We start from the raw sequence: 12,956 nt of genomic DNA on the forward strand, positions 1-12,956 counted from the left end.
GCGTGGGCCGTACCGGGACTTCCGGTACGGCCCATCTTCTGACAGTGCCCCGTATAACAGGTCAGGGTAGAGACCTGGCACACTGAATGTGGGAGAATAAAGACGTGACTTCAGCGCTATCTACGACTAAGACCATTCGTGATAGCGCTATTGTTTTACGCACCCAAGATTTGGGGGAGCACGATCGCATTATCATCCTTGCTACCCGGCAGCGGGGGATTGTGCATGCAGTAGCCAGGGGAGTGCGCAAGAGTAGCTCAAAGATTGGTGCCCGGCTCGAGCCCTTCATGCTGGTCGATATTTCGGCTGCCCCCGGTAAAAAACTCGCTACGATTTCGCAGGTGGTTACCCGCCGCGCCTATTTGGGGCCGATTATCAACGACTACACCCGTTACACGGTCGCAGCTGTCTTAGCCGAGGTGGCAGAACAACTGCTCAACCACGAACAAGAGCGCCTAGAGGAGCAGTTCACGCTGTTAGCCGGCGCCCTCTCAGCCCTAGCGCGGGGCACCTACCCGCCCCACCGCATCCTTGATTCCTATCTGCTGCGAGCCCTGCACAGGGCGGGCTGGAGCATGGCCATTGGCGCCTGTGCCGCCTGCGGTAGCCTGGATGACCTCACCTATTTTTCCCCCTCCCTGGGGGTGCTGTGCACCGGGTGTGCGCGCACCGGTGACTTCCCTCAGCTCAGCCCCTTGGCTCCTGAAGAACCTGCCTATTTAGCGGCTCTGGCCACCGGCGACTGGCCCGGCATTTTGAGCGAGCACCCGCCCGCGCTCCGGCAGAGGGCAGAACGGCATATCATGGACTATGTGCAGTGGCAGCTTGAGCGGCCGCTCAAAACTCTGACCACCCTAGAGAAGGAAATCTAGTTGATGACACCGGTGAAGCCCTACAGCCACCCCAGCGGCGCCGTAGCCCCTGCGATTCCGAGCAAGTTCGTGCCCCAGCACGTGGCCGTGGTGATGGACGGCAATGGACGCTGGGCGAATGAACGCGGCCTACCCCGCAATGAGGGCCACCGAGCCGGTGAAGCAGCCCTGCTCGATGTGGTAGCTGGTGCTATCGAAATGGGTATTCCCTATGTTTCTGCCTATGCCTTTTCAACCGAGAACTGGCGTCGTAGCCCCGACGAGGTCGCCTTCCTCATGCGGTTCTCCTCTGAGGTTCTAGAACGTCAGCTAGAGACCCTCAAGAGCTGGGGGGTGCGCATCCGCTGGGCCGGCCGTCGGCCCAAGCTCTGGAAGTCGGTTATCAAGCTGCTCGAAAAGTGCGAAGAAGAAACTAGGCACAACACCCTGTGTACCCTGACCATGTGCGTCAACTACGGGGGTAGGGCAGAAATTGCGGACGCCGCCGCCCTGATTGCCGAGGACGTCGCAGCCGGGCGCCTCAAGCCCAAGCACATCAACGAAAAAATCTTTCAGAACTATCTCGACGAGCCTGACCTGCCCGACGTTGATCTTTTCCTCCGAACCTCGGGTGAACAGCGTTTCTCTAACTTCCTTCTCTGGCAGAGTGCCTATGCCGAGATGGTCTTTATGAACGTGCTCTGGCCCGATGTTGACCGTACGGTACTGTGGCAGGCGGTAGAAGAATATGCCCTCCGTGACCGCCGCTACGGAGGGGCCGTTGATAAGGTGACCCAACCCTAAGTTTCCTCCCATACTAGGCGAAAGCCGCGGCTGAAAGGGGTCCGATATGCGGATCTACCCAACCCTGTTCAAACTCTTCTTCAAACCCATGGACGCCGAGAAGGCGCACCATGTGGGCATGTGGGGGGTGCAGACCCTTCGCCGCACCGGTATTTCTCGCCTGGGGGGCCGCTACTTTGCGCCACACCCGTCACTGGCTACCGAGGTCATGGGCCTTACTTTCCCCTCGCCTTTCGGCGTTGCTGCTGGTTTTGATAAGGGTGGTAAGGCAATTCCGGCGCTGGGTAACCTGGGTTTTGGACACATTGAAATCGGCACTATTACCGGTCAGGCTCAGCCGGGCAACCCCCAGCCCCGCCTTTTCCGTCTGGTAGATGATAAAGCCATTATTAACCGCATGGGCTTCAATAACGATGGTGCGGCAGCAGCTGGGCCCCGTGTTGCTGCCGCCCGCGCGGACCTTGAAGCCGAATATCGGGGTAAGGTACGCCCCATTATTGGTGTCAATATCGGTAAAACCAAGGTGGTAGCCCTTGAGGACGCCATCGAGGACTACCTGGTGAGCACTCGGGTTCTTGCGCCCCAGGCTGACTATCTGGCTGTGAATGTCAGCTCACCGAATACTCCGGGTCTGCGTGACCTTCAGGCGATTGAGACTCTTGAACCTCTACTTGAGGCTGTACGTACTGAAGCCGACCGCGTTGTGCAGGGGCGCCGCGTGCCCCTGGTCGTGAAGATTGCTCCTGATCTGGCCGATGAAGATATTAAGGACGTTGCCGCGATGGCTCTGCGTCTGGGGCTAGATGGCATTATTGCCACGAACACCACGATTGCTCGTGAAGGGCTGGGCCTGGTTAGCCCTCAAGCTAAGGTTGAGGAAATTGGCGCGGGTGGACTCTCGGGCGAGCCCCTCAAGAAGCGTTCACTTGAGGTTCTCCGTCTGCTGAAAGCTGAGGTGGGCGACCAACTGGCTCTTATCTCGGTAGGTGGCGTTACCACTGCTCAGGACGTCGCCGACCGTCTGGATGCGGGCGCCAATCTAGTGCAGGGTTATTCTGCATTTATCTACGAAGGCCCACTCTGGGCAGCTCATGTCAATCGGGGACTGTTGAAATTGCGGAAAACCCGCTAGACTAGACACGTGAGATCATGACACAAAGGGGCGCTACCTCTCTAGAGAGGTAGCGCCCCTTTGAATTTAAGGTTGAAAGCTAGAGCGGATTTACTCCGTCGTGGCCTTACTTGGGGTATTCGCCGCGCTTAACCTGAGGCTTGGGCAGGCGGAAACGGCGAATCATCATGACGCGGTTGAAGGCGTAGAAGCCGGAGCGGGGCTCAATGGAACCAAACTTTTCGGTCAACTTCTTCTTGAGCCCGCGCCACATAATCATGTAGTCGATGACCCAGAGCAGAATCATGCCCCACATCAACAAGGTGGTGTACTCCCGCATGCTGGGGGTGAAAAGGCCGACAATGAAGACAGCCAGAATAACGATAAGCATGATGTCACCTACGTTGAAACGGGCATCAACGTAGTCACGGATATAGCGGCGCTGGGGGCCACGATCGTTGGCGGGCAGGTAGCGCTCATCGCCGGTTTGCAGGGCCTGCTGCTGCTTCGCCCGGAACTCGCGGTCGGCTTCACGCTGGGCGTCCTTTGCGGCCTTGCGGTCTGCGGGAACCAGGGGAGTGCGGCGGGCAGCTTCACGTTCTTTTCGGGAAGGGGTAGGACGCCCCTTGGGCGCGGTGTACCCCGGCTGGGTGGTTTCAGGGGTTTCGCTTGCTACCGGAGTAGCCTCGGCAACCACAGAACCAGCATTTTCTGATGATTTCTTATTACGACCAAACACCCCTTAAGAATAACCAAGTTCGTGCGTAGATATACAGTCAGAGCGTATTCTGAGATGTATGACAACACACGATTTTGATTTTTCTGCCCGCCCGGCTCTAGCAACCTACATCGAAGAGAACTTTGAAGCTCAGCTTGAACATCTAGCTGAGCTCGTGGCTATCCCTTCTGTTGCCTGGGAGTCTTTTGACCTCACCGAAGTACAGCGCAGTGCCGAAAAGGTGAAGAGCCTGGCAGTAGATGCCGGTTTTGAAAGTGTTGAGATTCTCTCAGCGTCCTACGGGGAAGGCCAGCAGGGTATGCCTGCGGTCGTAGCCCACTCACCGGCTGCACCTGGCTTCCCCACCTTCTTGCTCTATGCCCACCACGATGTGCAGCCAGCTGGCGACCGCTCCCTCTGGGAAACCGAGCCTTTTGTCGCCACTCGCAAGGGCGATCGCCTCTACGGCCGCGGAGCTGCGGACGACAAGGCCGGCGTCATCGCCCACCTGGCTGCCTTTAAGGCTGCGCGTGAAGTATTAGGCGACGACTTTAAGGTTGGCGTCACCCTCTTTATCGAGGGCGAGGAAGAGGCTGGTTCACCCAGCTTTGATAGCTTCCTGCATACCTACCGTGACAAGCTTGCTGGCGACTACATCGTTGTAGCAGACTCGGCTAACTGGAAAACCGGCGTACCGGCCCTTACCGCGGGCCTGCGTGGTGTGGCGAGCGGTGATATTTCTGTACGCGTGAGCAGCCACTCGGTTCACTCCGGCATGTTCGGCGGCCCCCTGCTGGACGCCAACACCGTCCTTATCCAGCTACTCGCCACCCTGCACGATACTCAAGGTTCAGTTGCGGTTGAAGGTTTAGTTACTGCACCTGAACCTGACGTTGAATACCCTGAGACCGATTTCCGCACCGATTCTGGCATTCTCGACAGCATGAAGCTGGCAGGTCAGGGGTCCATCTCCTCCCGCCTCTGGTCCCAGCCCGCTATCTCCGTCATCGGTATGGACATCACCTCGGTTGCCGAGTCCTCAAATACTATTGCTGCCACAGCCAAGGCGCGCATCAGCGTCCGCCTGGCTCCCGGCCAGGATCCCGCCGCAGCCCACCGGGCACTTGCCGAGCACTTCGCCCGCCACAACCATCACGGGGCAGAGGTGACCTACCACGCAGAAGACTCCGGCCAGCCCTACCAGGCCGACCTTTCTGGCAGTGGCGCCCAGCTAGCCCTGGCAGCACTGGGGGAGGCCTGGGGAGTTGAGCCTGTCACCACCGGCATGGGCGGGTCCATCCCCTTCATTGCGACCCTCACCGAGGTCTACCCCGATGCCCACATTCTGATTACCGGTATCGAAGACCCCGACACCCGTGCCCACAGCGCCAACGAGTCTCTGTTCATCCCCGACTTCCAAAAGGCAATCCTGGCTGAGGCCCTTATGCTGGCGGCAGCTCACACCGGCAACTAGGAAATTCACTTGACTGCGAACATCTCGCGCCCCGCACCCAAGAGGCGTAAGATTGACATCAAAACACCCCACGAAAGGATTGCTCATGTCTGAGGCAGTACTTGAAGATCTCCCCACCCACGGCGTTAACCTCACCGAGGTTGCAGCCGGTAAGGTTCGTTCCCTGCTTGAGCAGGAAGGACGCACCGACCTGCGCCTGCGCATCGCCGTGCAGCCCGGCGGCTGTTCAGGCCTGATTTACCAGCTCTACTTCGACGAGCGCGTGCTCGACGGTGATGCCGTCCGCGACTTCGACGGCGTAGAAGTCATCGTTGATCGTATGAGTGTTCCCTACCTCGAAGGCTCAACCATCGACTTCGAAGACACCATTCAGAAGCAGGGGTTCTCCATCGATAACCCCAACGCCCAGGGCTCCTGCGCCTGTGGAGATTCCTTCCACTAAGCGTCCGCCCAGCCCGCTTCACAGGTGGGGGTATGCTCCGGCATACCCCCACTTTTCTGTTTCAGCCCGCCCAAACATGAAATACTTATGTAATGACACGTCAGTTCATTGACAGGTTGTCACCAGAAACGCCCGTTTGAGGGTAAGCTCGTATTGAAAGAATTAACACCTGGGTTAATGCTGTCCACACACAGCACCAGGTGACACGCACATCGCTACAGGAAGGGCCGTCTGTGAGTTCGCAGCATCGAACCAGCAGCAAGGGGCTTAAGGGCAAGGCAGTAGCCGCTGCCACAGCCGTTTCAGCGCTGCTCTTGACCGGTTGTTCAGAACAGGCATCAGTGGGCTGGCTGCCCACTCAGCGTGGTGTAACCGATAACGCCGATACCATCATGGACCTCTGGATTGGTACATGGATCGCCGCGTTGGCTGTAGGTCTTGTGACCTGGGGCCTCATGCTTTGGTGCATCATCGCCTACCGCCGTCGCAAGTACGAAACCGGCTACCCCCGCCAGGTGAGCTACCACGCTCCGCTGGAAATTTTCTACACCGCTATCCCGATCATCCTGATCGTCAGCTTCTTCACCTTCTCAGACCGTGCCGAGCGCGAAATCACCGCTCCCAAGTCTGAAACCGCCGATGTCACCATCGAGGTTTACGGTAAGCAGTGGGCATGGGATTTCAACTACCTCGACGAAAACGTCTACTTCGCCGGCGTCCAGGCTCGCCTCGACAAGGAAGGCAAGGAAGGCGTTGAGGAAACCCTCCCCACCCTTTACCTGCCGGTCAACTCAACCGTAGACCTGCAGCTCAAGTCCCGTGACGTCATCCACTCCTTCTGGGTTCCCGCCTTCCTTGAGAAGCGCGACACCATTCCCGGCATGACCAACCACATGTACTTCACCACCGGTTCCGAGCCCGCTCGCTACCAGGGTAAGTGCGCCGAACTCTGCGGTGAGTACCACTCAGAGATGCTCTTCAACGTTGAAGTTGTCAGCCAGGAAGACTACGACGCCTACGTCCAGTCACTGGAAGATGAAGGCAACATTGGCCGTCTGGGTGACGAGTACAACCGTAACCCCAACATGAACACCAACAACTAAGAGGTAACCCGTGACTACTCTTGAGTATTCAGCTGAGACAACCGGTAGCGTTGTCCCGCGGGTGGTTCCTAAGTCCAAGGGACGAATTATCGTCAACTGGCTGACTTCCACCGACCACAAGACCATCGGGTACATGTACCTGATCGCCGCGTTTATTTTCTTCTGCTTTGCCGGTGTCATGGCTCTGCTTATGCGCCTGGAGCTCTTCACCCCCGGTATGCAGTTCCTCGAAACCAAGGAACAGTTCAACCAGCTCTTCACCATGCACGGCACCCTGATGCTGCTCATGTTTGGTACCCCGCTGTTCACCGGTTTCGCTAACGTCCTGGTACCCCTGCAGATTGGTGCACCCGACGTTGCCTTCCCCCGCCTGAACTCCCTGGCCTTCTGGTTCTTCCTGTTCGGCTCACTGGTCGCCATCGCTGGCTTCCTTACCCCCCAGGGTGCAGCTTCCTTCGGCTGGTTCGCATACGCTCCGCTGAACAGCACCACCTACAGCCCCTCTGTCGGTGGTGACCTCTGGATCTTCGGTCTGGCTCTTCAGGGCTTCGGCACCATCATGGGTGGCGTCAACTTCCTGACCACCATCCTCTGCATGCGCGCCCCCGGTATGACCATGTGGCGTATGTCGGTCTTCACCTGGACCACCCTGATCACCGCAATCCTGATCATCATGATCTTCCCGCCGCTGGCGTCCGCCCTGTTCGCCCTCGGTATGGATCGCCGTCTCGGTGGCCACATCTTCGACCCCGAAAACGGTGGCGCCGTCCTCTGGCAGCACCTCTTCTGGTTCTTCGGTCACCCCGAGGTTTACGTTCTGGCTCTGCCCTTCTTCGGCATCGTTTCAGAAATCATCCCCGTCTTCTCACGTAAGCCGATTTTCGGTTACAAGGGTCTGATTTTTGCAACCATCGCTATTGCGGCTCTGTCAGTTACCGTGTGGGCACACCACATGTACGTCACCGGCGCGGTCATGCTGCCCTTCTTCTCCTTCATGACCATGCTGATTGGTATTCCTACCGGCGTGAAGTTCTTCAACTGGATCGGCACCATGTGGCAGGGCTCCATCACCTTTGAGACCCCCATGCTCTGGGTTATCGGCTTCCTGATCACCTTCCTCTTCGGTGGTATCACCGGTATTATCCTGGCAACCCCGCCGCTGGACTTCCACCTGTCTGACTCCTACTTCGTGGTCGCTCACTTCCACTACGTCATCTTCGGTACCCTCGTCTTCGGTATGTTCGCAGCTCTCTACTTCTGGTGGCCCAAGTTCACCGGCAAGATGCTGAACGAGCGCCTGGGCAAGATCCACTTCTGGCTGCTGTTCATCGGCTTCCACATGACCTTCCTCATCCAGCACTGGCTCGGTGTCGACGGCATGCCCCGCCGCTACGCAGACTACATGCCTGAAGATGGCTTCACCTGGATGAACCAGCTCTCAACCGTAGGCTCCATGATTCTGGCAATCTCCATGATTCCCTGGTTCTGGAACGTCTACACCACTGCCCGCAACGGCAAGCGTGTTGAGGTTGATGACCCCTGGGGCTTCGGTGGCTCACTGGAATGGGCAACTTCTTGCCCGCCCCCGCGCCACAACTTCACCGCCCTGCCCCGTATCCGTTCAGAGCGTCCTGCACTTGACCTGCACCACCCTGAACTGTCCACCAACAATGACGTCGCTGCAGCAGCCCGCCAGGCAACTGCACGCTAGGAGGCCACTGTGAAACTTCTTGCTAAGATTTTCGGTTTCATCGGCGTCTTCCTGATTCCCGTTGGCATTGTCTACGGTCTGATGACTGACTTCACCGAGTGGGCCGGTTTCCCCGCGATTCTGGCTACCGCCGTGATGTGTCTCTTCCTCTGGTACTTCCTGAACTTCACCGACAAGAAGCACCCCGACATGCCCTACGAGAACCTCGAAGGTGAAATCGCTGATGGCGCTGGCGACTACGGCTTCTACTCACCGTGGTCATGGTGGCCCCTCTTCATCGGTGTTGCTTGCACCATCGTTGTTGTAGGTCTGGCTATCGACTGGTGGATCGTACTCGTTGCCATCCCCTTCGCAGCAGCAGCTGTTCTGGGTTGGGTTTACGAATACAACCGCGGCGACCACGCCCACTAAGAGTCTTACCTGGCTCAAGGGGTGGGGCCCCTATCCTCTCGGATAGGGGCCCCACCCTTTTTTGTGCCATTTTTAGATTGCTGAGGGGAGGTTGGGAGGACGGCACAGGACGGCACAGGACGGCACAGGACGGCACAGGACGGCACAGGACGGCACAGGACGGCACAGGACGGCACAGGAGCCAGCCTGACCCTGCCAGCCCACCCTAGGGGTACGACACGCCGAGCCACTTAAAGAATCTTTTACTGATGTGATTACCAGCCAAGAGCGCCCGCCGTTATGGCTCCCTGAGCTGGGAGACCACTTCCCTATAGCAGGATCTCAGCGGGACGCCCCGGTTGAAACGGTGCGCTGTGACCCGCATCCTCAATGCACAGCACAGCGGTTCAAAGGTATAAGTCCCCCTGTGAGCTGGGGGAGAGCTACCTCATTTACCCTGCATCATCCCCTGCATCTTGCGCAGAACGGGCCCAGCACACGCGGTCTCGGGAGTGCGCTACTTTTTCCAGAACTGTCATAGCCGTGCAGGGCAACTGACTTAAACCCACCGACTAGTATTTGGCGCTTGCAAGGCGCAGAGAGCCCCTAGAGGCGATGATTGGTTCCGGGCATTGATAACTTTTACGCAGGGCCAGCGAAAGCCTGTTAAAACACGTGTGGGGCACCCCGTCAGGGGTGCCCCACACTGTTACTACAACCGTATGTTATTTTTCGATTGAGTCGGCCTTGTGGCCGTCAACCTCATGTGCACCGTGGTGCTCATGGTGAGCTGCTTCGAGCTCAGCGGGAGTTACGGCAACTACGCGGTCTTCGAACCAGATCTTTGAGAGACCTGCGCGGGTCTTCTCGATCAGGCCAACCTTGCCCTTCTTGTTGGGCTGAGCCGGGATGGGCTCGGGTGACTCGAAGGAAACCAGTTTGTAGCGGCGGTATTCGTCGAGAGGCTTGTGAACCTCGATGAACTCACCGTGGGGGAGCTGGACGACCTTACCGGTTTCGATACCGTGCAGTACGAGCTCACGGTCCTTACGCTGCAGAGCCAGGCAGATGCGCTGGGTGATGAAGAAGCCGATGAGGGGACCGAATACGAAGGTAAAGCGGAGCCAGTAGGCAACGTCGTTCAGCGATACATGGAAGTGAGTTGCAATCAGGTCGGAGCTTGCCGCGATCATCAGGGATGCGTAACCAATGATGCCTGCTACACCCACACCGGTACGGAAGGGGGCGTTGCGGGGGCGATCCAGGATGTTGTGGACGCGGTTGTCCTTGGTAACCCACTGCTCGATCCAGGGCCAGAAGACCATGGCCATCATGACTGAGCCAGCCATCAGAGCGAAGGGGAGAAGGACGCTCAGAACCCAGGTACCACCGAGGAATTCGAATTCCCAGGGCCAGGGCCAGACGCCAGGCCACAGACGCAGGGCGCCGTCACCGAAGCCTACGTACCAGTCAGGCTGGGTACCGGCCTGTACCGGTGAGGGGTCGTAGGGGCCGTAGTTCCAAATCGCGTTGATGGTAAAGGTTGCGCCGAGGAAGGCGATGATACCGAACACGATGAAGAAGAAACCGCCAGCCTTGGCTGCGTAGACGGGGCCTACGGGGAAGCCAACGACGTTGTTCTCGGTGCGGCCGGGGCCGGGGTACTGGGTGTGCTTGTGCAGTACAACCATGAACATGTGAATAGCCACGAGCAGCAGAAGCATCGCGGGGATAATCATGATGTGCAGGGTGTAGAGGCGACCAATCACAGCCGTACCGGGGAACTCGCCGCCGAAGAAGAAGAGCGAGATGTAGGTACCAACCAGCGGGATTGACTTGAAAATACCGTCGATAATACGCAGACCGTTACCTGAGAGCACGTCATCGGGCAGTGAGTAGCCAGTGAAGCCAGCCAGAATACCGATGATGAGCAGGGTACAACCAACAACCCAGTTCAGTTCACGAGGACGGCGGAAAGCGCCGGTGAAGAAGACGCGCAGCATGTGCACGGTCATCGCCATCATGAACATCAGAGCTGCCCAGTGGTGAATCTGACGCATCAGCAGACCACCGCGGACGTCAAAGGAGATGTCCAGGGTAGAGGCGTAAGCGGCAGACATGTGGGTGCCCTTCATGGGAACGTAGGAACCGTCGTAGGTTACCGACACCATGGTGGGGTTGAAGAAGAAGGTGAGGAAGGTACCTGAGATAATCAGGATAACCAGGCTGTAAAGCGCAACTTCACCGAACATGAATGACCAGTGGTCGGGGAAGATTTTGCGACCAAATTCCTTGATGATGCCTGAAGCACCAACACGCTGATCTACGTAGTGGGCGATACGACCGGTTGAGGTCTTCGCCTTGTAATCAGACTGCATTGAAGTCGACATTATGCTTCACCTGCCATTTCCTTGATGTGCTTTGCACGCTCCCAGTAGCCGGGGCCAACGGGCTCGTGGAAGTCACTCTGGGCGACCAGGTAGCCTTCGGAGTCAACTGCGATGGGCAGCTGGGGCAGGGCGTGGCCTGCGGGGCCGAAGATAACCTTGCACTCTTCTGCCGCGTCAAAGGTTGACTGGTGGCAGGGGCAGAGCAGGTGGTGGGTGCGCTGCTCGTACAGAGCGATGGGGCAGCCTACGTGGGTGCAAACCTTGGAGTAGGCGTAGATGCCGTCGACGTTCCAGTTTTCGCGACCGGGGGTGACCTTCTTGATGTCAGCGGGATCCAGACGCATGAGCAGTACAACTGCCTTGGCCTTTTCCTCGAGGTAGCCGTTCTCGTGGGTCAGGCTAGAGAGGGTTTCGGGCAGGACGTGGTAGGCAGAGCCCAGAGTAACGTCGGCAGCCTTAATGGGGGTGCCGGAGGGGTCGCGCACGAGGCGGACGCCTTCGTCCCACAGGGTGTACTTGAGTACTGAGGGGTCTGCGGGGCCCAGGTCACGGAACAGGGTGACGAAGGTCAGGGGAGCGAGGATGACGGAACCGATGAGGGTGTTACGAAGAAGCGGGCGACGCTTGATGCCTGATTCTTCGATGATGGTTTCAACGATTTCCTGAGCCTCTGCACGGTCCTCTTCAGAGGTAACCGCGTGACGCTCTTCGACCATTTCGTGGTCGGGCATGAGTGAGCGTGCCCAGTGGACGATACCGATACCGATACCGAACATGGCAAAAGCGATGCCGAGACCCAGCAGAAGGTTCTGCAGACGAAGCATGTTGTTTGCTTCGGGGTTCATGACATCGTAGAAGTTGCCGCTTACCTCTACACCGAAGTAGCCAATCCAGAAAAGCAGGGAGCCCAGCATGGAGATGACGAATAGCAGAACTACCTGTCGCTCGGCACCCTTAGCTTTTTTGGAATCGACGTCGGTGAGTCGGGGAGCATGCGGGGGAAGTCCGGGGTTAGCGAACTTCTCCTGACTTGCCTCTTGAGAGGTAACTACGGCAGCCTTTTCATGTGCGCCGTCACTATGGTTTCCCATGTGTTGCCTCAAATCTTCCTTGGTACGAAATTTATGTGTGTGCGTGAGCTTATGCAGCTCGTGAAGTCAGCCAGAGGGTGAATGCAATGACGATAACCAGGCCGAGGGTCCAGATCAGAAGACCTTCAGACACGGGGCCGAGTGAGCCAAGCTTGAAACCACCAACAGATGCGTTAACTTCCTGTGACTTCAGGTAAGTAATGACATCGCGCTTTTCTTCGGGGGTGATGTTTGCGTCGTTAAAGACGGGCATGTTCTGCGGGCCAGTTTCCATAGCCTCGTAGATGTGCTTCTCTGAAACGCCCATCAGGGTAGGAGCAAACTTACCGCGGGTAAGAGCACCACCAACGCCAGCAGCGTTGTGGCACATAGCGCAGTTTGCGAGGAATACCTTTGCGCCGTTGGCTGCATCGCCCTTGGAAACATCGAGGTACTCTTCTTCGGGGATGGTGGGGCCTGCACCGAGTGATGCAACGTAGGCTGCGAGCTGCTTAGTCTGCTCATCGTTGAACTGGCCGGGCTTCAGCTGAGCCTGAACGCCCTGCATCTGCATGGGCATGCGGCCGGTGCCTACCTGGAAGTCAACAGCAGCAGCGCCAACACCAATGAGTGCGGGGCCGTCTACTGAGCCTTCTGCGTTAGTACCGTGGCAGGTTGCACAGTTGGCCAGAAAGAGTTTCTGGCCTTCTGAGATGTCTTCTGCAGTGTAGGTGGTGCTTGTAGCGGCTTGAGCCTCGTTAGTAGCCGTGGCAACTGCGTAGAGGCCACCAGATAGGAGGAGGGCAAGGGCAAGCAACACGAGAGCTGCGAGCGGATGACGTCGCTTTTGAGAAAGTGCCTTCACGTCGTTGTTCCTTTGTGTGTGTGCTAG

General features: G+C 57.8%; 12 protein-coding genes. 8 read left to right on the forward strand and 4 right to left on the reverse strand.

Features of this window, described 5'->3' with window-relative positions:
* Positions 1 to 104: 104 nt before the first annotated feature.
* From recO to ACEE43_RS03090, 3 genes are read left to right on the forward strand one after another with little or no spacing between them, the layout of a single operon-like run.
* Entirely contained in the window at positions 105 to 872 is a 768-nt protein-coding gene (recO, locus tag ACEE43_RS03080) for a DNA repair protein RecO (RefSeq protein ID WP_449106870.1), read from the forward strand.
* A 3-nt stretch (positions 873 to 875) separates the two neighbouring features.
* Entirely contained in the window at positions 876 to 1,655 is a 780-nt protein-coding gene (locus ACEE43_RS03085; RefSeq protein ID WP_237185687.1) for an isoprenyl transferase, read from the forward strand.
* A 46-nt stretch (positions 1,656 to 1,701) separates the two neighbouring features.
* Positions 1,702 to 2,787, forward strand: a complete 1,086-nt coding sequence (locus ACEE43_RS03090) for a quinone-dependent dihydroorotate dehydrogenase (RefSeq protein ID WP_449106871.1) — start codon at positions 1,702 to 1,704, stop codon at positions 2,785 to 2,787.
* 106 nt (positions 2,788 to 2,893) lie between these two features.
* Here the strand turns inward: ACEE43_RS03090 and ACEE43_RS03095 are convergent, their stop codons facing one another.
* Positions 2,894 to 3,463 carry a DUF3043 domain-containing protein gene (locus ACEE43_RS03095; RefSeq protein WP_377129395.1) on the reverse strand — a complete coding sequence of 190 codons (570 nt, stop codon included), beginning with the start codon at positions 3,461 to 3,463 and terminating at the stop codon, positions 2,894 to 2,896.
* Positions 3,464 to 3,563: 100 nt separating this feature from the next.
* Here ACEE43_RS03095 and ACEE43_RS03100 point away from each other — a divergent pair, with 100 nt between their 5' ends.
* From ACEE43_RS03100 to ACEE43_RS03120, 5 genes are all read left to right on the forward strand, one after another.
* Entirely contained in the window at positions 3,564 to 4,958 is a 1,395-nt protein-coding gene (locus tag ACEE43_RS03100) for a M20/M25/M40 family metallo-hydrolase (RefSeq protein ID WP_449106872.1), read from the forward strand.
* A gap of 85 nt (positions 4,959 to 5,043) precedes the next feature.
* Positions 5,044 to 5,400 carry a HesB/IscA family protein gene (locus ACEE43_RS03105; protein WP_237185683.1) on the forward strand — a complete coding sequence of 119 codons (357 nt, stop codon included), beginning with the start codon at positions 5,044 to 5,046 and terminating at the stop codon, positions 5,398 to 5,400.
* Between the two features lie 233 nt (positions 5,401 to 5,633).
* Positions 5,634 to 6,503, forward strand: coding sequence for an aa3-type cytochrome oxidase subunit II (gene ctaC, locus ACEE43_RS03110; RefSeq protein ID WP_449106873.1), 870 nt, complete (start codon positions 5,634 to 5,636; stop codon positions 6,501 to 6,503).
* Between the two features lie 10 nt (positions 6,504 to 6,513).
* On the forward strand, positions 6,514 to 8,214 hold the full coding sequence (gene ctaD, locus ACEE43_RS03115; RefSeq protein ID WP_185172910.1) for an aa3-type cytochrome oxidase subunit I: 1,701 nt from the start codon (positions 6,514 to 6,516) through the stop codon (positions 8,212 to 8,214).
* Between the two features lie 9 nt (positions 8,215 to 8,223).
* Positions 8,224 to 8,625 (forward strand): cytochrome c oxidase subunit 4, encoded by a 402-nt coding sequence (locus ACEE43_RS03120; RefSeq protein WP_185172911.1) that lies wholly within the window; start codon positions 8,224 to 8,226, stop codon positions 8,623 to 8,625.
* A gap of 704 nt (positions 8,626 to 9,329) precedes the next feature.
* Here the strand turns inward: ACEE43_RS03120 and qcrB are convergent.
* Genes qcrB through qcrC form a run of 3 tightly spaced genes read right to left on the reverse strand, consistent with a single transcriptional unit; the run spans position 9,330 to position 12,929 of the window.
* A complete protein-coding gene (gene qcrB / locus ACEE43_RS03125; protein ID WP_237193733.1) occupies positions 9,330 to 10,994 on the reverse strand; it encodes a cytochrome bc1 complex cytochrome b subunit in 1,665 nt (554 codons plus the stop codon).
* Positions 10,994 to 12,085 carry a cytochrome bc1 complex Rieske iron-sulfur subunit gene (qcrA, locus tag ACEE43_RS03130; protein WP_185172913.1) on the reverse strand — a complete coding sequence of 364 codons (1,092 nt, stop codon included), beginning with the start codon at positions 12,083 to 12,085 and terminating at the stop codon, positions 10,994 to 10,996. Before qcrA ends, qcrB begins: the two co-directional genes overlap by 1 nt.
* A gap of 49 nt (positions 12,086 to 12,134) precedes the next feature.
* Positions 12,135 to 12,929 carry a cytochrome bc1 complex diheme cytochrome c subunit gene (gene qcrC, locus ACEE43_RS03135; RefSeq protein WP_185172914.1) on the reverse strand — a complete coding sequence of 265 codons (795 nt, stop codon included), beginning with the start codon at positions 12,927 to 12,929 and terminating at the stop codon, positions 12,135 to 12,137.
* Positions 12,930 to 12,956 lie beyond the last annotated feature (27 nt).

Source organism: Rothia sp. 11254D007BW, from assembly GCF_053548195.1.